This is a genomic window from Pseudomonas sp. NBRC 111140 (assembly GCF_001320885.1).
Taxonomy (GTDB): domain Bacteria; phylum Pseudomonadota; class Gammaproteobacteria; order Pseudomonadales; family Pseudomonadaceae; genus Aquipseudomonas; species Aquipseudomonas putida_P.
In genome coordinates, this window is sequence record NZ_BCBQ01000013.1 from 1 (window position 1) to 23,271 (window position 23,271).

The 23,271-nt window shown below is 63.0% G+C and carries 25 protein-coding genes; 12 read left to right on the top strand and 13 right to left on the bottom strand.

The window, feature by feature from the left end; all coding sequences use genetic code 11:
* Window positions 1–364: 364 nt before the first annotated feature.
* Both rhtA and APH42_RS06305 read left to right on the top strand, forming a co-directional pair.
* Window positions 365–1,252 carry a threonine/homoserine exporter RhtA gene (rhtA, locus tag APH42_RS06300; protein ID WP_012271523.1) on the top strand — a complete coding sequence of 296 codons (888 nt, stop codon included), beginning with the start codon at window positions 365–367 and terminating at the stop codon, window positions 1,250–1,252.
* 190 nt (window positions 1,253–1,442) lie between these two features.
* Window positions 1,443–1,724, top strand: coding sequence for a hypothetical protein (locus APH42_RS06305; protein ID WP_012271522.1), 282 nt, complete (start codon window positions 1,443–1,445; stop codon window positions 1,722–1,724).
* Between the two features lie 39 nt (window positions 1,725–1,763).
* Here APH42_RS06305 and APH42_RS06310 read toward each other — a convergent pair whose 3' ends face one another.
* Window positions 1,764–3,572: an aminopeptidase P family protein gene (locus APH42_RS06310; protein WP_060492959.1), complete on the bottom strand. Its 1,809-nt coding sequence runs from the start codon at window positions 3,570–3,572 to the stop codon at window positions 1,764–1,766.
* 186 nt (window positions 3,573–3,758) lie between these two features.
* On the opposite strand from APH42_RS06310, the gene APH42_RS06315 reads away from it, so the two are divergent.
* Together APH42_RS06315 and APH42_RS06320 are read left to right on the top strand one after the other, a co-directional pair.
* On the top strand, window positions 3,759–4,877 hold the full coding sequence (locus tag APH42_RS06315) for a DUF3182 family protein (RefSeq protein ID WP_012271520.1): 1,119 nt from the start codon (window positions 3,759–3,761) through the stop codon (window positions 4,875–4,877).
* The gene (locus tag APH42_RS06320) at window positions 4,861–5,631 is read left to right on the top strand and encodes a S9 family peptidase (RefSeq protein ID WP_060492960.1); all 771 of its coding nucleotides are present in this window, start codon (window positions 4,861–4,863) and stop codon (window positions 5,629–5,631) included. The genes APH42_RS06315 and APH42_RS06320 overlap by 17 nt, the downstream gene beginning before the upstream one ends.
* On the opposite strand, the gene APH42_RS06325 is transcribed toward APH42_RS06320, so the two are convergent.
* Both APH42_RS06325 and APH42_RS06330 read right to left on the bottom strand, forming a co-directional pair.
* Window positions 5,610–5,990: an antibiotic biosynthesis monooxygenase gene (locus tag APH42_RS06325; RefSeq protein WP_060492961.1), complete on the bottom strand. Its 381-nt coding sequence runs from the start codon at window positions 5,988–5,990 to the stop codon at window positions 5,610–5,612. The genes APH42_RS06320 and APH42_RS06325 overlap by 22 nt on opposite strands.
* Window positions 5,991–6,071: 81 nt before the next feature.
* Complete coding sequence (locus APH42_RS06330) at window positions 6,072–7,064, bottom strand: GlxA family transcriptional regulator (RefSeq protein WP_060492962.1); 993 nt, start codon at window positions 7,062–7,064, stop codon at window positions 6,072–6,074.
* Window positions 7,065–7,146: 82 nt separating this feature from the next.
* Between APH42_RS06330 and APH42_RS06335 the strand changes: the two genes are divergently transcribed.
* Window positions 7,147–7,695: a cysteine hydrolase family protein gene (locus APH42_RS06335; protein WP_012271516.1), complete on the top strand. Its 549-nt coding sequence runs from the start codon at window positions 7,147–7,149 to the stop codon at window positions 7,693–7,695.
* Window positions 7,696–7,744: 49 nt separating this feature from the next.
* On the opposite strand, the gene APH42_RS06340 is transcribed toward APH42_RS06335, so the two are convergent.
* Window positions 7,745–8,308 carry a helix-turn-helix domain-containing protein gene (locus APH42_RS06340; protein ID WP_041166446.1) on the bottom strand — a complete coding sequence of 188 codons (564 nt, stop codon included), beginning with the start codon at window positions 8,306–8,308 and terminating at the stop codon, window positions 7,745–7,747.
* Window positions 8,309–8,393: 85 nt separating this feature from the next.
* Between APH42_RS06340 and APH42_RS06345 the strand changes: the two genes are divergently transcribed.
* The 7 genes from APH42_RS06345 (at window position 8,394) to APH42_RS06375 (ending at window position 15,551) form a co-directional block, all read left to right on the top strand.
* Window positions 8,394–9,344, top strand: a complete 951-nt coding sequence (locus APH42_RS06345) for a DMT family transporter (RefSeq protein ID WP_060492963.1) — start codon at window positions 8,394–8,396, stop codon at window positions 9,342–9,344.
* Window positions 9,345–9,493: 149 nt separating this feature from the next.
* Window positions 9,494–12,409, top strand: a complete 2,916-nt coding sequence (locus tag APH42_RS06350) for a monovalent cation/H+ antiporter subunit A (protein ID WP_012271513.1) — start codon at window positions 9,494–9,496, stop codon at window positions 12,407–12,409.
* On the top strand, window positions 12,409–12,753 hold the full coding sequence (locus APH42_RS06355) for a Na+/H+ antiporter subunit C (RefSeq protein ID WP_003250128.1): 345 nt from the start codon (window positions 12,409–12,411) through the stop codon (window positions 12,751–12,753). The genes APH42_RS06350 and APH42_RS06355 overlap by 1 nt, the downstream gene beginning before the upstream one ends.
* Entirely contained in the window at window positions 12,750–14,429 is a 1,680-nt protein-coding gene (locus tag APH42_RS06360; protein WP_012271512.1) for a monovalent cation/H+ antiporter subunit D, read from the top strand. Before APH42_RS06355 ends, APH42_RS06360 begins: the two co-directional genes overlap by 4 nt.
* The gene (locus tag APH42_RS06365) at window positions 14,426–14,914 is read left to right on the top strand and encodes a Na+/H+ antiporter subunit E (protein ID WP_012271511.1); all 489 of its coding nucleotides are present in this window, start codon (window positions 14,426–14,428) and stop codon (window positions 14,912–14,914) included. Before APH42_RS06360 ends, APH42_RS06365 begins: the two co-directional genes overlap by 4 nt.
* Complete coding sequence (locus APH42_RS06370) at window positions 14,911–15,189, top strand: K+/H+ antiporter subunit F (RefSeq protein ID WP_003250109.1); 279 nt, start codon at window positions 14,911–14,913, stop codon at window positions 15,187–15,189. The genes APH42_RS06365 and APH42_RS06370 overlap by 4 nt, the downstream gene beginning before the upstream one ends.
* Complete coding sequence (locus tag APH42_RS06375; RefSeq protein WP_012271510.1) at window positions 15,186–15,551, top strand: Na+/H+ antiporter subunit G; 366 nt, start codon at window positions 15,186–15,188, stop codon at window positions 15,549–15,551. The genes APH42_RS06370 and APH42_RS06375 overlap by 4 nt, the downstream gene beginning before the upstream one ends.
* A 12-nt stretch (window positions 15,552–15,563) precedes the next feature.
* Here the strand turns inward: APH42_RS06375 and APH42_RS06380 are convergent, their stop codons facing one another.
* The 9 genes from APH42_RS06380 to APH42_RS06420 form a co-directional block, all read right to left on the bottom strand.
* On the bottom strand, window positions 15,564–15,776 hold the full coding sequence (locus APH42_RS06380; RefSeq protein WP_012271509.1) for a hypothetical protein: 213 nt from the start codon (window positions 15,774–15,776) through the stop codon (window positions 15,564–15,566).
* Window positions 15,773–16,243 carry a hypothetical protein gene (locus APH42_RS06385; RefSeq protein WP_041166445.1) on the bottom strand — a complete coding sequence of 157 codons (471 nt, stop codon included), beginning with the start codon at window positions 16,241–16,243 and terminating at the stop codon, window positions 15,773–15,775. The genes APH42_RS06380 and APH42_RS06385 overlap by 4 nt, the downstream gene beginning before the upstream one ends.
* A 345-nt stretch (window positions 16,244–16,588) precedes the next feature.
* A complete protein-coding gene (locus tag APH42_RS06390; RefSeq protein WP_012271507.1) occupies window positions 16,589–16,783 on the bottom strand; it encodes a hypothetical protein in 195 nt (64 codons plus the stop codon).
* A 177-nt stretch (window positions 16,784–16,960) separates the two neighbouring features.
* On the bottom strand, window positions 16,961–17,365 hold the full coding sequence (locus APH42_RS06395; protein ID WP_012271506.1) for a TraR/DksA family transcriptional regulator: 405 nt from the start codon (window positions 17,363–17,365) through the stop codon (window positions 16,961–16,963).
* A gap of 334 nt (window positions 17,366–17,699) precedes the next feature.
* Window positions 17,700–18,473 (bottom strand): enoyl-CoA hydratase, encoded by a 774-nt coding sequence (locus APH42_RS06400; protein WP_012271505.1) that lies wholly within the window; start codon window positions 18,471–18,473, stop codon window positions 17,700–17,702.
* 13 nt (window positions 18,474–18,486) lie between these two features.
* Window positions 18,487–19,614: an acyl-CoA dehydrogenase gene (locus tag APH42_RS06405; RefSeq protein WP_060492964.1), complete on the bottom strand. Its 1,128-nt coding sequence runs from the start codon at window positions 19,612–19,614 to the stop codon at window positions 18,487–18,489.
* A gap of 8 nt (window positions 19,615–19,622) precedes the next feature.
* Window positions 19,623–20,816, bottom strand: coding sequence for an acetyl-CoA C-acyltransferase (locus APH42_RS06410; RefSeq protein WP_012271503.1), 1,194 nt, complete (start codon window positions 20,814–20,816; stop codon window positions 19,623–19,625).
* 11 nt (window positions 20,817–20,827) lie between these two features.
* Window positions 20,828–21,595 carry an SDR family NAD(P)-dependent oxidoreductase gene (locus APH42_RS06415; protein ID WP_060492965.1) on the bottom strand — a complete coding sequence of 256 codons (768 nt, stop codon included), beginning with the start codon at window positions 21,593–21,595 and terminating at the stop codon, window positions 20,828–20,830.
* Between the two features lie 12 nt (window positions 21,596–21,607).
* Window positions 21,608–23,254 carry an acyl-CoA synthetase gene (locus tag APH42_RS06420; RefSeq protein WP_060492966.1) on the bottom strand — a complete coding sequence of 549 codons (1,647 nt, stop codon included), beginning with the start codon at window positions 23,252–23,254 and terminating at the stop codon, window positions 21,608–21,610.
* Window positions 23,255–23,271: the final 17 nt, after the last annotated feature.

The window sequence follows — 23,271 nt, forward strand, 5'->3', positions numbered from 1 at the left end:
CCCGTACTCACAAGCACCCACACGAATTGCTTGATTCAATTTGTTAAAGAGCGTTTGGTTAAGAGCTTTTCGTCCCAACCGAGGCGCGCATTCTACGCTTTCCTCAGAGCCTGTCAAGCGTTTATTTTGAAGTTTTTTGCGAGAAACTCGTTTAGCTTCAAACACTTGACTCAACAGGGTGGCTAGCTTTACTTCGCTACCGCGTTGGAGTGGTGCGCATTATAGGGCGGCCTTCACGGAGGTCAACCTTTAATTTCAATGATTTGAAATATATCTGCTGCAAACACCTCAGGGCTACCACGCGCCCCTGCAATTGCGCACTATATTGCTCACCTCCCACCCGCCCAAGGATCGCCGCACCTAAATGAACACCCAACCCCGCAGCCTGGCCGCTACCCTTTTCCCGATCGGCCTGCTGCTAATCGCCATGGCATCGATTCAGTCCGGGGCCTCCCTGGCCAAAAGCATGTTCCCCATCATTGGCGCCCAAGGCACCACCACCCTGCGCCTGATCTTCGCCAGCATCATCATGCTCCTTATACTGCGCCCGTGGCGGGTACGCATGACCGCCAACACGTTGCGTAACGTGGTCATCTACGGCATGGCGCTGGGTGGCATGAACTTCCTCTTCTATATGGCCTTGCAAACGCTGCCTATCGGTATTGCCGTGGCCCTGGAGTTCACCGGCCCACTGGCCGTGGCGATTTTCTCCTCGCGCCGACCGATCGACTTCCTATGGATTGCCCTGGCCATCGCCGGCTTGCTGCTATTGCTGCCGGCAGGCCAAAGCGGCCAGACACTCGACCCACTGGGCGCTGCCTATGCACTGGGCGCGGGTGTATGCTGGGCCCTATATATCCTGTTCGGGCAACGTGCGGGAGCAGAGCACGGCATCCAGAGTGCGGCCTTGGGGGTGGTAGTCGCCGCCCTGTTCGTCGCCCCCATTGGTATCGCCCACGCTGGTAGCGCACTGCTCACACCTGCCGTGATCCCGATGGCCCTGGCCGTTGCAGTGCTGTCCACCGCCCTGCCCTACAGCTTGGAAATGGTTGCCCTCACGCGCATCCCGGCGCGCACCTTCGGGACTCTGATGAGCATCGAACCGGCATTTGGCGCATTGTCCGGCCTGCTGTTCCTCGGCGAGGTGCTGACGGTTACACAGTGGCTGGCGATCCTGGCGATCATTACCGCATCGGTCGGCACCACCCTGTCCATGCGCAACACGTCCAAACCGGCCATCGCGGCAGACTGATATGAGAAATATTTTCATTTGAGACAGGATTAATGATTGTAGCAGCCCGCCTCGCTGATTAAGCTGTCACAGAATCATCATCTTTACGCTATCTACTGGACCGAACACGGAAGCTGGGGAAGTTTCAGGAAGAACCGAAGCGATAACGACAGGGCGTGACAACTGATTTGCCCTGCATTTAAGGACAGGAATGAAACGTATTTTTCTCATCCTGGCCATCTTGGCTATTGCTGGATGTGCCGCCACAGCCAAGACCGAGGTCAAAAGGGGCAAAAAGGGCCTGCATATCAATTGCTCCGGCCTTTCCTCCTCGTGGGATAATTGCTATAGCAAGGCCGCAAGCTCCTGCAGCACGCGGGGCTACCGGGTCATTGCACGCTCGGGCGATAGCGATGAAGAGGCCGGTGACTACTTGTTCGGCATCAACCCGGCGGGGTACACCAGCCGCAGCATGATCGTCATGTGCAAGTAGTGAAAAGGGCAGCTCGTAAGCTGCCCTTTTTCATTTGCCTTACAGCGGCGCAGTACGTGCCTCCAGCCAGGCCAGTGCATCACCCTTGAGTAGAGGCGCAAGGCGCTCACGCACATTGGCATGATAGCCGTTCAGCCACTCCACCTCTTCCTTTACCAGCAGCGCGGGCAGCAGACAGCGGGTATCGATCGGGCACAGGGTCAAGGTCTCGAAGCACAGGAAATCGCCGAACGCACTCCTGCCCGCTTCGCGGTTGACCACCAGGTTCTCGATACGTACCCCCCACTGCCCCGGCCGGTACGTACCCGGCTCGATCGAGCTGATCATGCCCGCTTGCATCGCCGTCTGCGGTGCAGCCACTGCCTGATAGGCAATTACTTGCGGCCCTTCGTGTACGTTCATGAAGTAGCCCACCCCGTGCCCGGTGCCATGGCCATAGTCGACCTGGTCAGCCCAGATCGGCGCCCGGGCGATAGCGTCGAGCAACGGCGACAGTACCCCCCGCGGGAACGTGGCACGCGACAGGGCAATCATGCCCTTCAGTACCCGCGTGCAGTCCTGCTTCTGTGCATGGCTGGGGTTACCGACTGGCACCATGCGGGTGATGTCGGTGGTGCCGCCCAGGTATTGCCCACCCGAGTCGATCAGCAGCAAGCCATCACCTTCGATGACCGCATGCGACTGCTCGGTGGCACGGTAATGCGGCATGGCGCCATTGCCATTGAAGGCGGCAATGGTCGAGAAGCTCAGCGACACGAAATTCGGGCGCCGGGCACGTGCGGCACTCAATTGCTCGTCAACTGTAAGCTCAGTGACAACCTCTCGCCCAAGGTTCGCCTCGAACCAGGCAAAGAACTCGCACAAGGCCGCGCCGTCTTGCTCCATGACCTGGCGGATATGCACCAAGTCATCGCCGCCTTTGCAGGACTTGCTCAGCGTGGTGGGGTTTAGCCCCTCGACCAGCACCACCTCTGCCGCCAGGTTGGCCAACAGGCCGCAGGTGACACGGGCAGGATCCACCAGCAACCGCCCACCCGCCGCAACAGCGGCCAGGGCCTTGCCTGCCTCGCTATAGTCGCGCACCTCGATGCCGTCGACCGCCAGCACCTGGCGCAGGTGCGCATCCACCTTGTCCTGGCCTACGAACAAAATGGCCTGCTGCGGGTTGATCAGGGCAAAGGCCAGGAAAACCGGGTTGTAGGAGACATCGCTACCGCGCAGGTTGAACAACCAGGCAATGTCATCGAGGGTTGCGATAAAGTGCCAGTCGGCCCCCTTGTCCTGGATGCCCTGGCGCAGTTGCGCGAGCTTTTCCGCCCGGCTCACCGTGGCATGTGGCGGCAAGTGCTGGTACACAGGGTTGGCTGGGAGCGCCGGGCGCCCGTCCCAGACCTGGGCCAGCAGGTCCTTGTCGGTCACCAGCCGCGCCCCACGTGCCTTCAGCCGCTCACCTAGCTGGCGCGCCGAAGCCAGAGCCATGACCGCACCATCTACCGCGACGCTACCGTTGGGCTTGACGTTATCACCCAGCCACTCCAGCGCCCCTGGCTTGCCTGGCAACAGTTTCATCAGTTCGATGCCGCTGCCCGCCAGCTCGTGATCCGCCTGCTCCCAGTAGCGGCTATCGACCCACAGCCCGGCGAACCCAGAGGTGACCACCAGCGTACCGACCGAGCCATGGAACCCCGACAGCCACTGGCGCCCCTGCCAGTGACCGGGCAGGTATTCGGAAAGGTGAGGGTCGGCCGAGGGTACCAGCAAGGCATCGATGCCCCCTGCCGCCATGGCCTCGCGCACGTGCGCCAGTCGCTGTGGCACGCTTTGCTCAAGGGTGGTCTGGACGTTCATGCGCTCTCCTGCGGCTACATCAGAATTGATCCAATACACAGATAATGGAACAGCCGCCAGAGCCCTGCAATCGCCGCTGCACAAACAGGACACTTCCTACAGCTGGGCCTGGACCACCGATCCAGTTTTGCTGAACTTCCCCAAGGCACCGGCTTCACACACAGTACATTCATTGCACACAGGCAAATGACCATGCCCAGTGCCAGCGAACCGAAAGCCGGCGTGGTGCTGCTCGATACCCGCGATCACACCCCCGAACATGAGCATGCCGTGCACCTCAAGCTTGCCGATGGCCTGGCCGGCCTGCTGGGCTGCCCGCACGTGAAACCCACCCCCTCAGCAACCGCCGTCGATGGCTACTACTACCTGCCCACCGAAACCCTGATCGACGCCAGACGTCAGGCTGCTAGAGGTATCCGCAGCGAGCAGGATCTGTTTGGCGGGCTGGTCGACCAGCCCTACATGGCAACCAAGGCGATCTCTCACCCGCTACCGGCCGGGGCCAGTTTTCCGCCGGGCTGGACCGATGACTTCGCCCGGCAGGCCAGTGACGCCTTGCTGCGCGGCTATACCGTATTCAGCAAAGCCGATGCGCGCACTGCTGCACAGCTACTGCTGCTCGACGGCCCCGTGCGGGTCAAGCCCGTGTTGGCCTGCGCAGGGCGCGGGCAGCAAGTCATCACCCTGGCAGACGCGCTGGAGCCCCTGCTGGCCGCCATGGACGACCAGCAGTTGGCACGGTGGGGGCTGGTACTCGAAGAGGACTTGAGCGACGTGCAAACCTTCAGCGTCGGCCAGGTGCGCGTCGCCGGCCTGACCTGCAGCTATCACGGCACTCAACAACTGACCCGCGACCATCAAGGCACCGAGGTGTACGGAGGTTCCGACCTGGTGGTGGTACGCGGCGACTACCAGGCACTCCTCCAACTCCCCATGGAAGAGCACCTGCGACTGGCCATCAACCAGGCCATCACCTACGAGCAGGCTGCCGAGCAGCACTTCCCTGGTTTCATTGCCTCCCGGCGCAACTACGACATCGCCCGCGGCCTCGATTCGCAGGGCCACCTGCGCAGCGGCGTACTCGAACAATCCTGGCGCCTGGGCGGTGCCAGCAGCGCCGAGCTGTTGGCCCTGCAGGCTTTTGCCGATGACCCGGCATTACAGCGGGTGCGAGCCTCCACCCATGAAGTGTTCGGCACCCCCGACCTGCCCACTGACGCCACCCTCTTCTACCAAGGAAACGACAGTGAACTCGGACAACTCAGCAAATTTGCGCGGATTCGCGAACATGACCATTCAGAGTGAAACCGTTGAACTGCAGGTCGAAAATGATCGCATCAATGGCACCCTGGTCAGCCCGGGCAGCAAGATGCCAGGTATTCTCTTCGTCCACGGCTGGGGCGGCAGCCAGCAACGCGACCTCGCCCGCGCCCGGCATATTACCGGGCTGGGTTGCGTGTGCATGACGTTCGACCTGCGCGGCCACGAAAAAACCGAGAGCCAGCGCCTCACGGTCACGCGTGAGCAAAACTTGCAGGACTTGCTGGCGGCCTACGATCGACTGGTCAGTCACCCGGCCGTCGATAGCAGCGCCATCGCCATCATCGGCAGCAGCTATGGCGGTTACCTGGCCACCCTGCTGACCCGCGAACGGTCAGTCAGATGGCTGGCCCTGCGGGTACCTGCCATGTATTGGGACGATGAATGGGGCAGCCCCAAGCAAACGCTCGACCGTCAACGCCTGAACGACTACCGCCGACGTCCGCTCGGCCCGGCGGACAACCGCGCGCTGGCCGCCTGCGCCGAATTCAGCGGGGATGTACTGCTGGTGGAGTCCGAGCAGGACGACTACGTACCGCACAGCACACTGATGAGCTACCGCTCGGCGTTCGTCAGTGCCCACTCGCTCACCCATCGCATCGTCGACGGCGCCGACCACGCACTGTCCAGCGAAGAAAGCCAGAAAGCCTACAGCTCGATCCTGGCGGCATGGATCGGCGAAATGGTCATCGGTGCCCGTCTGGACCGCTACCCGCACTATGCACCCTGGTATGCATGAGGCTCGCCCACCTGGCAATGCAGGCCGCCATCCGTGCCGCGCACCAGGCTGCGCAGGGCCTGGTAGGCGGCGAAGTTGACGCCCCGGGCCTGATGCTGCCCCAGCAGGTCAAGGAACGATTCTTCGACGAAGTGCACTGCCGCCTCCGCCCAGGCCTGGCGTGACTGCCATTGCAGGTACTGCAACACCCGGCTGCCATCGTCACTGGCCTGGATGCTCACACCCTGCAAGCCTTCGCAACGCGTGGCCAACACTTCGCTACGCGCCACCAGGGCCTGGGCCAGTGCGTGCTGGCACACGCTGGGCACTTCATATTCGATCATCTGGGTGAACCACAAGGCATGAGCGTTTGCCGACATCGACGGTCTCCTGGATAAGGACGCATGCAGCGCGATGCCGAGCAGGGTAAAACCTCAAGCAAAGTCAAGGTCAAGTGGTTTCTACATACCCTGATCGGACACCGCAAACCGCCGCCGATAGTCGCTCGGGGTAAAGCCGGTGACGCGTTGGAACACCTTGCGAAAGGCGCCCGGATCCTGGTAGCCCACACCCCAGGCGATCTGTTCGACGTTGCGCCGGGTAAACTCCAGCAAACGGCACGCCCGCCCTACCCTGACCTGCTGGCAGTACTCGGTCGGGCGTAGCCCGGTAGCAGCACGAAATCGCCGCAAGAAGGTCCGCGCCTCCAGCCCCGCGCAGGCAGCCATCGCGGCCAGGTCGGCATCCTGCCCACCATTGCCCTGCAACCAGTGTTGTACTTTCAGCACGGCCTCGTCACCGTGATCCAGGCGCGGGCTGAATACAGCCCCGGGCAGCGTCGCCGTGACCGGATCGACGGCCAGATAGCGGGCGGTCTCCCGTGCCACCGTAGCCCCCAGAAAGCGCTCCAGCAGGCGCAAGCCCAAGTCGGTCCAGGCCATGAGCCCGGCCGAGGTCACGATGTCCCCGTCATCCAGCAACGGCTGCTGGGCCTCTACCCGCACCTTGGGGAAGCGCTGTGCAAGCGCCTGTACATAGTTCCAGTGGGTGCAGGCCGGGCGCCCGTCCAGCAGGCCGCTGGCGGCAATGAAAAACACCCCGATACATACTGACGCCAGCACCGTACCCTGCACGTGCAGTTGGCACAGCAACGCGCGGTGACGTTCGAGCAGCTCGGCTTGCGGAGCCGACTCCAGGCTCGGCGGAATGATCAAAACGCGCAAGCCCAGCCCGGCATCAGCCGGGCTATCCGGGGCAGGCAGCAATCGCCCCAATTCATCTGCCTGCCAGAAGCTGACGCGAATAGTCGGCAACCCAACGCCACCCAGCTCGGCCGCAACCCGGTTGGCCACCAGGAACAGGTCGGCCAGCCCATGCACGGCGGCGCGCTGCACGCCGGGGTACAGCAGCAGACCGATGTCCAGGCTGGATGGGGTGTCAGTTTTTGCCCGCATAGTGTCGTTCGCGCCAATCCTCATGTCAGTGCACACAGCCTATAACTAACGTCTATCCACGACTACTGCCACAGGAGGCAGCATGAGCAAGCAGGCACTGATCATCATCGACATCCAGAACGACTACTTCCCGGGCGGCAAGTGGACACTCGATGGCGCCGACCAGGCGGCCGACAACGCTGCACGCTTATTGGCAGCAGCGCGCCAGCGTGGCGACCTGGTGGTGCACGTGCGGCATGAGTTCGACAGCGCCGATGCGCCATTCTTCGCCCCAGGCTCGCAGGGTGCGGCCATCCACTCCAAGGTCGCGCCGGTAAAAGGCGAGCCGGTGGTGCTCAAGCACAAGGTCAATGCCTTCCTAGGCACCGAGCTTGAGCACACGCTGGACCGGCATGGTGTCGAGGCCCTGACCATTGCCGGCAGCATGAGCCACATGTGCATCGACGCCGCTACCCGCGCCGCGGCAGATTTGGGCTATACGGTGACCGTGGCGCACGATGCCTGCGCGACCCTACCACTGGAATTCGACGGCAAGCAGGTGCCGGCGGCGCAGGTGCATGATTCGGCGATGGCGGCGTTGGCGTTTGCCTACGCCAAGGTGGTGAAGACCGAAGAACTGCTGAAAGATTGATCAGCTCGAGAGCTTTGGGGGCTGCTGTGCAGCCCCTAAAGCTGCAAGCTCAAATCACCACATTGCGCACAAACCGCACCGCCACCGCGCCATCGTTACGGTAGGCATACCGGCAATTGCTGGGGAACACGTGGAACTGCCCCACCTGCAAGCGATGCTCGACATCTTCGATGATCAGCGTCAATTGCCCTTCGGCCACATAAATCTGCTCGCTCCAGCCTTCGGCATCAGCCTCGCTGGAATAGCACTCGCCCGGTGCGAGGGTCCACTCCCACAGCTCCACCTCGCGCCGTGCCGCACTGGTGCCAAGCAACACCGCCCTGCTCTGCGGATGTTCGCCAGCCCAGGCCAGCTCTTCGATGCGCCCGGGGTCGCGCAGGTCTGGCGCCTGGATCAGGGTACTGAAGGCCACGCCCAAGGCTTCAGCGATCAAGTCCAGGGTGGTCAAGCTGACATTCTTCTCGCCCGCCTCGATCGCTACCAGCATGCGGCGGCTGACCCCGGAGCGCTCGGCAAGCGCCGTCTGGCTCATTCCGGCAGCGTTGCGCAGGCTGCGCACATTGAGGCTGACATGTTGCAGCACCGATGCCCGGTGCAAAGAATCTTTGTGCACTATATTGCTCACTGGTCAAGATTGCGCAGTATACTGCCCACTTTTGCGGCGATTGTGCGCCGCCCCCCGCCGAGTGTGCAAGACCATGAGCCAGCCCAGCAGCAAGTCGACCTCCACCGTTACCTTTCGCCTGAGCAAGGCCGAACTGGTGCTGGTGTTCATCACCATGTTGTGGGGCGGCACCTTCCTGCTGGTGCACAACGTGATGACCGTCAGCGGCCCGATGTTCTTCGTCGGCCTGCGCTTTGCGGCAGCCGCGCTGTTCGTAGCCGTGGTGTCGGCACGAGCGCTGCCTGGGCTGACCTTTACCGAACTGAAGGCCGGCATGCTGATCGGTGTGTCGATCATGCTCGGCTACGGCTTGCAGACCATGGGCCTGCAAACCATCAGCAGCAGCCAGTCGGCGTTCATCACCGCACTTTACGTGCCGTTCGTGCCGCTGCTGCAGTGGCTGGTGCTGGGCCGGCGGCCTGGCCTGATGCCCAGCATCGGCATTTGCCTGGCGTTCATCGGCCTGATGCTGCTGGCCGGGCCCGAAGGCGGCAGCCTGCACTTCAGCGAAGGCGAACTGGTCACCTTGGTCAGCGCGGTGGCCATTGCAGGCGAAATCATCCTGATCAGCCGCTATGCAGGCCAGGTCGATGTGCGACGGGTCACCGTCGTGCAACTGGCGACTGCTTCACTGCTAGCGTTCCTGATGATCGTGCCGACCCAGGAGCGCATCCCCGACTTCTCCTGGCTGCTGCTGACCAGCGCAGTGGGCCTGGGCGCCATGAGCGCAGTCATTCAGGTGGCAATGAACTGGGCGCAAAAGTCGGTCTCCCCCACCCGCGCGACCCTCATCTATGCCGGTGAACCGGTGTGGGCCGGTATCGTCGGGCGCCTAGCCGGCGAGCGCCTGCCGGGCGTGGCGCTGCTTGGCGGCTTGCTGATCGTGATCGCGGTGGTGGTCAGCGAACTCAAGGTGCGCCGCCCGCGCGAAGTCGATGCCGCACGGGACGTGCAAAATTCAGGCGAGCGCCAGGCAGGGCTGTAAAGCCGCCAACTACGACTATGCTTTGTAAAAAACTGTTATAAAAAAACAGCTTGTCACAGCCTGTTTGTAGGATTCTGCGACAGCTTGCGTGTTGGTGATCATCCACTCGGCACGTATGATCTTTGCAAACTTCTCCAGAATAGGCCGCTATGTCTTTGATAGTGCTACTGCTTCTGCCGTTCGTGGGCAGTTGCCTGGCAGCCGTGCTGCCGCACAACGCACGTAACGCCGAGTCCATTCTTGCCGGGCTCGTAGCCCTGGTCGGTACCGTCCAGGTAGCACTTCTGTACCCTCAGATTGCCCACGGTGGCGTAATTCGCGAAGAATTCCTGTGGCTGCCCAGCCTGGGGTTGAACCTGGTGCTGCGCATGGACGGCTTTGCCTGGCTGTTCTCGTTGCTGGTGCTGGGCATTGGTACGCTGGTGTCGCTGTATGCCCGCTACTACATGTCGCCGCAAGACCCGGTACCGCGTTTCTTCGCCTTCTTCCTGGCCTTCATGGGCGCCATGCTCGGCCTGGTGATCTCCGGCAACCTGATCCAGCTGGTGTTCTTCTGGGAACTCACCAGCCTGTTCTCCTTCCTGCTCATCGGCTACTGGCACCACCGCGCCGACGCCCGCCGCGGCGCCTACATGGCGCTGATGGTCACCGGCGCGGGCGGTTTGTGCCTGTTGGTAGGGGCCCTGCTGCTAGGCCATGTGGTCGGCAGCTACGACCTGGACAAGGTCCTGGCTGCCGGCGACACCATCCGCCAGCATGCGCTGTACCCGGTGCTGCTGCCCCTGATCCTCATCGGCGCCCTGAGCAAGAGCGCACAGTTCCCCTTCCATTTCTGGCTGCCCCACGCCATGGCAGCGCCCACCCCGGTATCGGCCTATCTGCACTCCGCCACCATGGTCAAGGCGGGCGTGTTCCTGCTGGCGCGCTTCTGGCCGGTGCTGTCGGGCAGCGATGAGTGGTTCTGGATCGTCGGCGGCGCCGGCGCCCTCACTCTGCTGCTCGGCGCTTTCGCCGCCATGTTCCAGAACGACCTCAAGGGCCTGCTGGCCTATTCGACCATCAGCCACCTGGGCCTCATTACCCTGCTGCTAGGTCTGAACAGCCCGCTGGCGGCCGTTGCCGCCGTGTTCCACATTCTCAACCATGCCACCTTCAAAGCCTCCCTGTTCATGGCCGCCGGTATCATCGACCACGAAAGCGGTACGCGTGACATCCGCCGCCTCAGTGGCCTGATCCGCCTGGTGCCATACACCGCCACCCTGGCCATGGTGGCCAGCGCCTCGATGGCCGGCGTCCCGTTGATGAACGGCTTCCTGTCGAAAGAAATGTTCTTCGCCGAAACCGTATTCATCAGCTCCACCGCCTGGGTCGAAACGACGTTGCCGGTGATCGCCACCCTGGCCGGTACCTTCAGCGTGGCTTATGCCCTGCGCTTCACGGTCGATGTGTTCTTCGGGCCGCCAGCCCAGGACCTGCCCCATACCCCGCACGAGCCGCCACGCTGGATGCGTGCGCCGGTCGAGCTGCTGGTGCTCACCTGCCTGGTAGTGGGCATCTTCCCTGCTCAGTCGGTCGGCCCGCTGCTGGCCGCTGCGGCCCTGCCGGTAGTAGGCGGCACACTGCCGGAATACAGCCTGGCCATCTGGCATGGCTGGAACGCACCGCTGATCATGAGCCTGGTGGCCATGAGCGGCGGCATCGTCCTGTACCTGCTGCTGCGCAAGCAGCTGCGCCTGGGCCGCTTCCCCTACCCACCGCTGATCGAGCGCTTCAACGGCAAGCGCCTGTTCGAGCACGGCCAAGTGCACCTGATGCTGCTGGCACGTCGCATCGAGCGCCTGTTCACCACCCGTCGCCTGCAGTCGCAGCTGTTCATGCTGGTCGTCGCCGCGTTTCTTGCTGGCCTCACGCCCATGCTCTATAGCGGCCTGAGCTGGGGCGACCGGCCGAAGATTCCGGGTTCGGGTGTGTTCGTCGCCCTGTGGCTGATCGCCATTGCCTGCGCCATCGGCGCCGCCTACCAGGCCAAATACCACCGTCTGGCAGCACTGATCATGGTCAGCGTCTGCGGCTTGATGACCTGCATCACCTTCGTCTGGTTCTCCGCGCCCGATCTGGCCCTGACCCAGTTGGTGGTGGAAGTGGTCACCACTGTGCTGATCCTGCTCGGCTTGCGCTGGTTGCCGCGACGGATTGAAGGCGTGTCGCCACTACCGGGCAGCCTGGAGCGCGCGCGCATGCGCCGCCTGCGCGACCTGCTGCTGGCGGTGCTGGTAGGGGGCGGCATGGCCGTGCTGTCCTACGCGATGCTGACCCGGCCGACGCCCAACGATATTTCCTCGTTCTACCTGAGTCGGGCGCTGCCTCAGGGCGGTGGTACCAATGTGGTCAATGTCATGCTGGTCGACTTCCGCGGCTTCGATACCCTCGGTGAAATTACCGTGCTGGTGGCCGTGGCGCTGACCGTGTTCGCCCTGCTGCGGCGCTTCCGCCCACCGAAGGAGAGCATGCAACTGCCGGCGCAGCAGCGCCAGCTGGCGCCCGACGTGGTCACCGACCTGATCAACCCGCGGCACGCCACCGACACCGCACTCGGTTTCATGATGGTGCCGGCGGTACTGGTGCGCCTGCTGCTGCCGATCGCCCTGCTGGTGTCGATGTACTTGTTCATGCGCGGGCACAACCAGCCGGGCGGTGGCTTTGTCGCCGGTCTGGTGATGTCGGTGGCGTTCATCCTGCAGTACATGGTGGCCGGCACCCAGTGGGTCGAAGCACAGATGAGCCTGCGGCCGCTGCGCTGGATGGGCACCGGGCTGCTGTGCGCGACCCTGACTGGAGTCGGTGCCATGTTGCTTGGCTATCCGTTCCTCACCACTCATACCGCCCACCTGCACCTGCCGTTGCTCGGTGACGTGCACGTGGCCAGCGCGCTGTTCTTCGATGTCGGCGTGTACACCGTGGTGGTCGGCTCGACGCTGTTGATCCTCACGGCCCTGGCGCACCAGTCGGTGCGCGCCTACCGCCCGGGCAACCCGGCGAAAACCAGCCAAGCAGGAGCCGCCTGATGGAAGAAGTGATTGCAGTCGCCATCGGCGTGCTGGCCGCCTCGGGGGTGTGGCTGATCCTGCGCCCGCGTACCTACCAGGTAATCATGGGCCTGTGCCTGCTGTCTTACGGGGTCAACCTGTTCATTTTCAGCATGGGCAGCCTGTTCATTGGCAAGGAGCCGATCATCAAGGACGGCGTCACTCAGGACCTGCTGCATTACACCGACCCACTGCCGCAGGCGCTGGTGTTAACCGCCATCGTCATCAGTTTCGCCATGACTGCGCTGTTTCTGGTGGTGCTGCTGGCCTCGCGTGGCCTGACTGGTACCGACCACGTGGATGGCCGGGAGCGTGACGAATGAGTGGCATGAGTCAACTGATCGTCGCCCCCATTCTGCTGCCGCTGATTACTGCATCGGTGATGTTGCTGCTGGGTGAAAAGCACAGGCATATCAAGGCCAGGCTGAACCTGCTGTCAACCTTCGCCGGCCTGGTCATCGCGGTCTCTCTGCTGCTGTGGGTGCGGACCCAGGGCCAGGCAGAGTCGATAGGCGTGTACCTGCCGGGTAACTGGCCGGCGCCATTCGGCATCGTGCTGGTGGTGGACCACTTGTCTGCGCTCTTGCTGACCCTGACCGGGGTCATCGGTTTCAGTGCGCTACTGTTTGCCCGTGCCCGCTGGGACGGCGCCGGGGCCAGCTTCCATGCGCTGTTCCAGATCCAGCTGATGGGCCTGTACGGGGCCTTCCTCACCGCCGACCTGTTCAACCTGTTCGTGTTCTTCGAAGTGCTGCTGGCCGCCTCCTATGGCCTGCTGCTGCATGGCTCGGGTCGCGCTCGGGTGCGCGCCGGCCTGCACTACATCGCCATCAACCTGTTCGCCTCATCGTTGTTCCTGATCGGCGCAGCAATGCTGTATGGCGTGACCGGTACCTTGAACATGGCCGATCTGGCACTGAAGATTCCACTGGTACCGGAGGCCGACCGTGGCCTGCTGCATGCCGGCGCGGCAATCCTGGCCATGGCCTTCCTGGTCAAGGCCGGTATCTGGCCGCTGAACTTCTGGCTGGTGCCAGCCTACGCCTCGGCCAGTGCGCCGGTGGCTGCGCTGTTCGCCATCATGACCAAAGTCGGCCTGTACGCCGTGCTGCGCCTGTGGACGCTGCTGTTCTCCGGGCAGGCCGGAGCCTCGGCGCATTTCGGCGGCGAGTGGCTGGTGTACGGCGGCCTGGTCACTCTGGCGGTGGCAGCAGTATCGATCCTTGCCGCACAGCGCCTGGAGCGCATGGCGGCCCTGAGCATACTGGTCTCGGCCGGCACCCTGCTCGGCGCCGTCGGCTTTGCCCAGTCGGCGCTGACCGGCGCGGCGTTGTTCTATCTGGTCAACTCGACCCTCGCGCTGTGCGCACTGTTCCTGCTCGCTGAACTGGTCGAGCGTTCGCGCTCGGCCAATGAAGCACCGCTGGACGAAGAAGAAGACGCCATGCCCCCACCGCTGGAATCGCTGCACCCGCCCAAAGGCATCAACCTCGACGATGAGCAGAAGGCGGTGATCGGCCAGATCATCCCGTGGACCATGGCCTTCCTCGGCCTCAGCTTCATCGCTTGTGCGCTGCTGATCATCGGCATGCCGCCGCTGTCGGGTTTTGTCGCCAAGCTCAACCTTATCAGCGCGCTATTCAACCCACTGGGCCTCGGCGTGCCCGCCGAACAGCCGCTGAGTGTGGCCGGCTGGGGTCTCGTGGCCTTGCTGATCCTCTCCGGTTTGGCCTCGCTGATCGCCTTCGGCCGCGTTGGCATCCAGCGTTTCTGGAAACCCGAAGAACGGCCCTCGCCGGTACTGCGCCGCTATGAGTGCCTGCCAATCGTCATCCTGCTCGGCCTGTGCATCATACTCAGCCTCAAGGCCGAGCCGTTGCTGCGCTACACCCAGGACACAGCTGCCAGCCTGCAGGCCCCGGACGCCTATATCGAAGCCGTGATGGCCGCCCGGCCGATTCCTGGCCCCACCACGCTCGACGTACAGGTGCAGCCATGAACCGACTGTTCCCCGCCCCACTGCTGTCGGTCTCGCTGTTCGGCCTGTGGCTGTTGCTGAACCTCTCGGTAAGCCCTGGCAACCTGCTGCTAGGCGCCGCACTCGGCGTGCTGGCGCCGCTGCTGATGGCGCCCCTGCGTCCGCAGCATGCCCACGTACGCCGGCCACTGGTCATCGCCAGGCTGATCGCCCGGGTCGGCCTGGATGTAATCATCTCCAACCTGCTGGTTGCTCGTGGCGTGCTGCGTGCCGGCAAGCAGCCTCCACGCTCCGCGTTCGTCCACATACCGCTGGCACTGCGCGACGCGCACGGCCTGGCAGCGCTGTCGATGATTACCACGGTGGTACCGGGCACCGTCTGGTCCGAACTGGCGCTGGACCGCAGTGTCTTGCTGCTGCACGTGTTCGACCTGGAGGATGAAGCGGCCTTCATCCAACACTTCAAGGACACCTACGAACGCCCGCTGATGGAGATTTTCCAATGACAGGCCTGCTCGCCAATGCTGTTCTCGCCAGCCTGTTCATCTTCGCCCTGGCCATGGGCCTGGCGCTGATCCGGCTGTTCCGTGGCCCATCCGCCCAGGACCGTGTGCTGGCGCTGGACTACCTGTACATCCTGGCCATGCTGACCATGCTGGTGCTGGGTATCCGCTATGCCAGTGACACCTATTTCGAGGGTGCCCTGCTGATTGCGCTGTTCGGCTTCGTCGGCTCGTTTGCCCTGGCCAAGTTCCTGCTGCGCGGTGAGGTGATCGAATGACTGAAACCCTGGTACTGCCGTTTTGGCTGGAACTGGTCACTGCCGCGCTGCTGCTGACCGGCAGCCTGTTCGCCCTGATCGGTGCGATAGGCCTGGTGCGCCTGAAAGACTACTTCCAACGCATGCACCCGCCCGCACTGGCCTCGACCATTGGCGCCTGGTGCGTGGCACTGGCCTCGATCATCTATTTCTCGTGGCTCAAGGACGCCCCGGTGCTGCATGCCTGGCTGATCCCGATACTGCTGTCGATCACCGTGCCGGTCACCACGCTACTGCTGGCGCGGGCGGCGCTGTTCCGCAAGCGCATGTCGAAAGAGCCGGTCCCTGAAGAGGTCAGCAGCGGCAGCGACCGAGGTAACTGAAGGGTTGCCGCCTCAGCCTTGGCTGAGGCGCTGCAACTCGCGCCGAACCATGGCGGCATATGGCGGCGGGCTGAGGCCATAGAGCTCAGCCGCCACCCAGTTCAACCAGGTGCCTTTCAGCTCCTCGCGCTTGGCCAGCATGCGTTCGGCCTCGGCCACGGCATGTGCTTGGTGCTGCCGATGAAACTCGGACCGCGAGGCAGGACCGGCGTCAGCGTCGGTCATTCACTGGCCTTGAACGTGGTCAGTTCACCCTTGCGCCACTTGGCAACTTTGCCGGTCACCGCTTTGAGCAACTTGCCCAGGCCTTCCTGCACTTGTTGCTGCGCGGCGAACACCAGCATCACGCCATGCCCTTCCCGAAACACGATCCCATCGCCTTCCGGCACCGAAACGAAGGCGTAATCGCCCACGCCATACACATTCAACTTTATTTCGCGAAAGCGCATTTCCAGCTTGCCGCCTTCGCGGCTGGGCAATACGGCAGCGCGGAAGTGGTCGCCGACTTTCAGCTCAAGGCGCTGTTTGTCATCGACCACCAGTGCACTTTCGGTGTCGATTTCGGCCATGTACAGGCCTTCGGGATTCTGTTCGGTGACATAGATGAAGCGACCCTGGAACAGTTGGGCCAATTTACCGCGCAAGTCGCCCAAGGCGAACAACGCATGAGTATCAAGTGTGCTGACTGCCAATGAAGTAATCCTCAACCGGTTACAACCCGCCCTCTCCCAAGCTCGGGGAGGCACGGCCACTTCTTATCGATAGGCGAAAAGAGTAATAAAGCGATATGCGAAATGTCTGTGCTCGCTGACGATGCAGCGTGCAGGAATCTTTACTCTGGTCTGCCAGATTCGCCTTCAACCGAAGGCGTTTGGCTCATCCCCGGTTAGGGAAGTGTGATGCCTGAGATCACTCGCCAGAAAACGCAACCATGGGAGTGAGCCTGCAAGAAAACAAGCCCTGGCATCCATGTGCGCATTACTGTAGAACAAATATGCCCGAAAACACTGAAACACGTCGAGAGGCAATAAACATTTTCAGGCTGCCAACCCCTTCTTCAGCTGCTGCTGCCAGGCAGCCTGGCACTCCAGCGCTTCTTCACGCGTGGCAAACGCGGTGCCACGGCGCTCGCCATTGACCAGCACCACCCAGCAAATGCGCTTACCCAGTGCCTGCAGGGTGGCCGGCACACCCGAACCAATCATCACGGCTACATCGACTCGGCTATTCATCATTCCCTCCGGAATTTAATTAGCACCCTAACGATAAGGCCATGATACGCCTGCCTGCGAAGAGAAAACAGCGCATGCCAGTACAGCAGTGTTTCTTATGGCGCAACAAAAACGGCGGCGACGACAAGCGCAAAAAGCCCCAGGGATCGCTCCGTGGGGCTTTGCACCTGGCGCGGGTTATACCTGGCGCTGGTGGCGGTCGAGCTGCTCGTGGCGCTCCTGGGCTTCGATGCAGTACTTGGTGGTCGGGCTGATCAGCAGGCGCTTCAGGCCGATTGGCTCACCACTGTCATCGCACCAGCCGAAGCTTTCGTCGGTAATGCGGTCCAGGGCCATTTCCAGCTGTGGCAGCAGGCGTTGGTCGCGGTCGATGGCATTTACCAGCCAGCTACGTTCTTCTTCGACCGAAGCCACGTCGGCAGGGTCCGACGGGGTGTCAAGGCCTTCGATGGTGGTGCGGCTGAGCTCGATGCGTTCATGGGTTTCGACTTTCATCGCCTGCAGCAGCTCAGTGAAGAAGGCCAGCTGGTCGGCGTTCATGTAGTCATCGGCCGACATGGCCAGCAACTGTTCCTTGGTCATCGATTTCTCTATGAAAAAATGTGCATTTGGGCGATTCATGTGCCGCCGACGCCTTGGCATCGGCAGCGGAATTCTTCAAGCGCCAACCGGCACTCTTTTACAGGGGGCGGCAGTCTAAGGCGCCACGTCGCGTGGAGCAACTGCAAATGGGTGCGAATTTGCTTCCAGTGCTTACAATCCGCCGGTCGGTGCAGGGATGGCTGGTCTTGGGAGGCTCGCCACAACCTTTTCAGCGCCCATGAGATCGAGCGCCACCCGCCCGGCGCTCGATCTCACAGCGACCAGACCTCTCAAGGCATGCACCTGGAGGCCCAGCCCAAATTCCCAGCTGGCATCAACGATCCTTGAACTGCGCCTCGCGCTTGGCGATGAAGGCGGCCATGCCTTCTTTTTGGTCTTCAGTGGAGAAAGCCGCATGGAAGACCCGGCGTTCAAAGCGCACGCCCTCGCTGAGGGTAACTTCAAACGCTCGGTTAACGCTCTCCTTGACCATCATGCTCACCGGGATCGATTTGCTGGCAATGGTCGCAGCCACCTTAAGCGCCTCTTCCAGCAACTCCGCCTGCGGCACGATTCGCGCCACCAAGCCAGCCCTCTCAGCCTCTTCAGCCCCCATCAGGCGGCCAGTCAGGCACAGTTCCATGGCCTTGGCCTTACCCACGGCACGGGTCAGACGCTGGGTACCGCCCATGCCCGGCAACACGCCAAGGTTGATTTCCGGTTGACCGAACTTGGCGTTGTCGGCGGCGAGGATAAAGTCACACATCATCGCCAACTCGCAGCCGCCGCCCAGCGCGAAGCCGGAGACCGCCGCGATGATCGGCTTGCGCCGGTTGGCAATGCGGTCAGCATCGCTGAACAGGTCGTCGACGTAGATCTGCGGGTATTGCAGTTCGGCCATTTCCTTGATGTCGGCGCCAGCGGCAAAGGCCTTGGCCGAACCTGTCAGCACCACGCAACCGATATTCGGGTCACGCTCGAGCTGGTCAAGGGCCTGGTTGATCTCGCCGACAATCTGCGCGTTCAGCGCATTGAGGGCTTGCGGGCGGTTGAGGGTGATCAGGCCGACCTTGCCGTGGATGTCCAACAGGATGGTTTCGAATGCCATGCAGTCTGCTCCTTCAAAGATTGCGCGCAATGACCATGCGCTGAATGTCGCTGGTGCCTTCGTAGATCTGGCAAACCCGAACGTCACGGTAGATCCGCTCCAGCGGGAAGTCGCTCAGATAGCCATAACCGCCCAGGGTCTGCAAGGCATCCGAGCAGACCTTTTCGGCCATTTCCGAGGCAAAAAGCTTGGCCATCGACGCCTCCACCAACGCCGGGCGCCCGGCGTCACGCAGCGCGGCGGCGTGCAGCACCATCTGCCGGGCAACGGCGATTTTCGTCGCCATGTCGGCCAGGCGGAAGGCCACAGCCTGGTGCTCGATCAACGCCTTGCCGAAGCTTTGCCGCTCGTTGGCGTAGTCGCGCGCCACTTCGAACGCGGCCCGGGCCATGCCAACCGCCTGCGAGGCGATACCGATGCGGCCACCTTCAAGGTTGGCCAAGGCTATCTTGTAGCCCTCGCCTTCTGCACCCAGGCGGTTGACCACCGGCACACGCACGTTGTCGAAGACGATCTGGCAGGTGTCGGATGCATGCTGGCCGAGCTTGTCCTCCACCCGCGCCACCTGGTAGCCCGGCGAATCGGTGGGCACGATGAAGGCGCTGATCCCGCGCTTGCCGGCGTCCGGGTCGGTCACGGCAAACACGATCACCACCCCGGCGTTCTGCCCGGAGGTGATGAACTGCTTGCTGCCAGTGAGCACATAGTGGTCACCGTCCAGACGCGCACGGGCCTTCAGGCTGCTGGCATCGGAGCCCGCCTGCGGTTCGGTCAGGGCAAAGGCGCCGAGCATCGCACCGCTGGCCAGCGGGGTGAGAAACCGTGCTTTCTGCTGCTCGGTGCCGAAACGCAGGATCGGCACGCAACCGACCGAGTTGTGCACGCTCATGATGGTCGAGCAGGCCCCATCACCGGCGGCGATCTCTTCCAGGGCCATGGCATAGGCCACATAACCGGTGTCGCTGCCGCCCCACTGCTCCGGCACCAGCATGCCGAACAGGCCCAGCTCGGCCATTTCGTCAATGGCCTCTTTCGGGAACCGATGTTCCTTGTCCCATTGTTCGGCGAACGGTCTCAGGCGCTCCTGGGCGAAGGTACGTACCGCATCGGCTATCTGTTGTTGCTCGTCAGTTACCAGCATGGTTCACCTCAGTACAGGCATTCGACAGCCATGGCCGTGGCCTCGCCACCGCCGATGCAGATGGCGGCCACACCTCGGCGCAGGTTGTTCTGGCGCAAGGCCGACAACAGGGTTACCAGGATGCGAGCGCCAGAAGCGCCAATCGGGTGCCCGAGTGCGCAGGCGCCGCCGTGGATGTTGACCTTTTCGTGGGGCAGGTCGAGGTGCTTCATGGCCGCCAGCGTGACCACCGCAAAGGCCTCGTTGATCTCGAACAAGTCGACTTCTGCCAGGTTCCAACCGGTGCGTTTCAGCAGTTTGTCGATGGCCCCGATCGGCGCGGTCGGGAACAACGCCGGGGCGTCGGCGAAGGCAGCATGGCCATGGATGACTGCCAGGGGCTTGAGGCCGCGCTTGTCAGCTTCGGAGCGGCGCATCAGCACCAGCGCGGCAGCGCCGTCGGAAATCGAACTGGAGTTGGCCGCCGTCACGGTGCCACCTTCACGGAACGCCGGCTTGAGCTGCGGGATCTTGTCCAAGCGCGCCTTGGGCGGCTGCTCGTCATCCTTGATCACGCGTTTTTCCTTGCCCTCGGCGACTTCCACCGGCACGATCTCGGCGGCAAAGCGGCCGCTGCTGATCGCGTCCTGGGCACGGGTCAGCGAGGCGATGGCGAACTGGTCCTGGGCTTCGCGGCTGAAGGCGTTGGCCTGAGCGCAGTCTTCAGCGAAGGTACCCATCAGGCGGCCTTTGTCGTAGGCGTCTTCCAGGCCGTCCATGAACATATGGTCGATGATCTTGCCGTGTCCCATGCGGTAACCACCACGGGCTTTGTCCAGCAGGTACGGGGCATTGGTCATGCTTTCCATGCCCCCCGCTACCACCACGTCTGCAGTGCCGGCCAGCAGCAAGTCATGGGCCATGATCGCGGCTTGCATGCCCGAGCCACACATCTTGTTCAGGGTGGTGCAGGTGGTGTGCTTGTCCAGCCCGGCGCCCAGCGCGGCCTGGCGCGCCGGGGCCTGGCCTTGCCCGGCCGGCAGCACGCAGCCGAACAACACTTGCTCGACACTGGCGGCGTCGATGCCGGCGCGCTCCACGGCGCCGCGAATGGCCGCGCTGCCCAGTTGCGGCGCTGTCAGGCTTTTGAGGTCGCCCTGCAGCCCACCCATGGGCGTGCGCACGGCGCTGACGATAACGATCGGGTCATTGGCGAGGGTCATGTTCGTTCTCCTTACTTGGCAGCCATGCGCAGTGCACCGTCGAGGCGGATCACCTCGCCGTTGAGCATGCTGTTCTCGATGATGTGACGGGCCAGTGCGGCATATTCCTGGGGGCGACCCAGACGCGGCGGGAACGGCACGCCGGCAGCCAGCGAAGCACGCACGTCCTCGGTCATGCCGGCCATCATCGGTGTTTCGAAGATGCCTGGGGCGATGGTCATCACACGGATACCGAAGCGCGCCAGTTCGCGGGCGGCCGGCAAGGTCAGGCTGGCGATGGCGCCCTTGGAGGCCGCGTAGGCGGCCTGGCCGATCTGCCCGTCATAAGCGGCAATGGACGCAGTGTTGATGATCACCCCGCGTTCGCCCCCCTCGTCGGCAGCCCCTTCGGCCATGGCCGCAGCAGCCAGACGCAGCAGGTTGAAGCTGCCGATCAGGTTGACGTTGATGACCTTGGCGAAGCTGCCCAGGCCATGCGGGCCCTGCTTGCCCAACACCTTCTCGGCACCGACGATGCCGGCGCAATTGACCAGCCCATGCAAGCTGCCAAAGGCGTTGACGGCTGCATCGACCGCCGCCTGGGCAGCCTGCTCGTCGCTGATGTCGGCCACCGCGAAGCGGGCGTTGTCGCCCAGCTCGCGAGCCTTGGCCTCGACGGCCTGGGCATTGAGGTCGACCAGCATGACCTTGGCGCCGGCCTCGACCAGCATCTGAGCAGTAGCGGCACCCAGCCCGGAAGCGGCGCCGCTGACGATGAAGTGTTTGTTGGCTATGTGCATGATCGGTTCCTTTCAGGCGCTGGCAGGGGTGGCCTGTTGCGCGTGTTGTTTGGCGACTTCCTGATTACGCAGGATGAAGCGTTGCAGCTTGCCGCTCGGGGTCTTGGGCAGCTCGCTGACGAATTCGATTTCTCTGGGGTAGGCATGCGCGTATAGGCGCTGGCGCACGTGCTGGCGCAAGGTTTCTTCCAGCTCGGCGTTGCCGGCGACGCCGCTGGCCAAGACCACGAAGGCCTTGATCAGCTCGGTGCGCTCCGGGTCCGGTTTGCCGATCACGGCCGCCTCGATCACCGCCGGGTGCTCGATCAACGCACTCTCCACATCGAATGGGCCGACCCGGTAGCCGGAGGTAGTGATCACATCGTCGCTACGGCCGACGAAACTGATGCTGCCATCCTGGTTCAGCTCGACGGTGTCGCCACTGAGGTAGTACTTGCCGACGAACGATTTGGTCGGCAAGCCGTGGTAACCACCGAACCAGCACAGCGGCGACTGCTCGCGATCGACCGCAAGGATGCCCGGCTGGCCGGCAGGTAGTTCGCTACCCTGCTCGTCCAGCACGACAATGCGATGACCGGGGATGGCGAAGCCGGCCGAGCCCAGATGCACCGGGTGCTGCAGGCCATGGTGGTTGCACAGCACCATGCCCAGTTCGGTCTGGCCGTAATGGTCGTGGATGGTGACCCCAAGCTCGTCGGCAAACCAGCGGATCACTTCCGGGTTAAGCGGCTCACCGGCACTGCTGACTACCCGCAGGCGGCCTTTGACGGGCGCCGAAAAAGCACTGCCGGCGGCGATCAACAGGCGGTACGCGGTGGGCGAGCCTGCCAGGTTGGTGATGCCAAGCTTGTCGATGACTCGCGCGCAGCTTTCGACGCTGAACGGGCCATCGTAGAACGTGGTGGCATGGCCCAGCGACAACGGGCCGGTGACCGCGTAGTACAGGCCATAGGCCCACCCCGGGTCGGCCAGGTTCCAGAAGTTGTCTTCGGGGCGCAGGTCGATGGCGTCGCGCATGTAGCCTTGAAACGCGACGATGGCACGCAGAGGCACTTCCAGTGGCTTGGCCGGGCCAGTCGTGCCTGAAGTGAACATGAGCAAGAACGGGTCGTTACCCGCGCGCATGACCGGTTCACAGTCGTCTGCCGCACGCTCAAGGCACTGTTGGAAATCCAGCTCGCCAACGCGAGCCTTGACCGTGATGATCGTCGGGCAGGCATGCACGTCGTCCAGCTTGGCACGGTTTTGGCTGTCGGTGACGACGACACGGGCGTGCGACTGCTCAAGGCGATGCTCGATGGCCTTGGGGCCGAACGCAGTGAACAACGGCTGATACACCGCCCCCAGGCGCCAGGTGGCGAGGATGGTGACAAGCAACTCAGGTGTACGGGGCATTAGACCCGCCACCCGGTCCCCGGCACTCACGCCTTGCGCCTTGAGTACATTGGCAAAACGGGCAGCCTGCACCTTGAGTTGCTCGAAACTGTACCGCTCAGTGTGGCCGTCCCGGTCTTCGTGGATCAGCGCCAGCTTGCCGCCACCGGCATGGCGGTCGCAGCATTCGACACAGGCATTGAGGGCTTCGAGGTTGCCATGCAGTGCCGCAGTAGCGGCCTGCGCAAGGTCGAACGCTCGAGCGGCCTCGGCGTAATCACGCATCGTCGGACTCCTGGTTT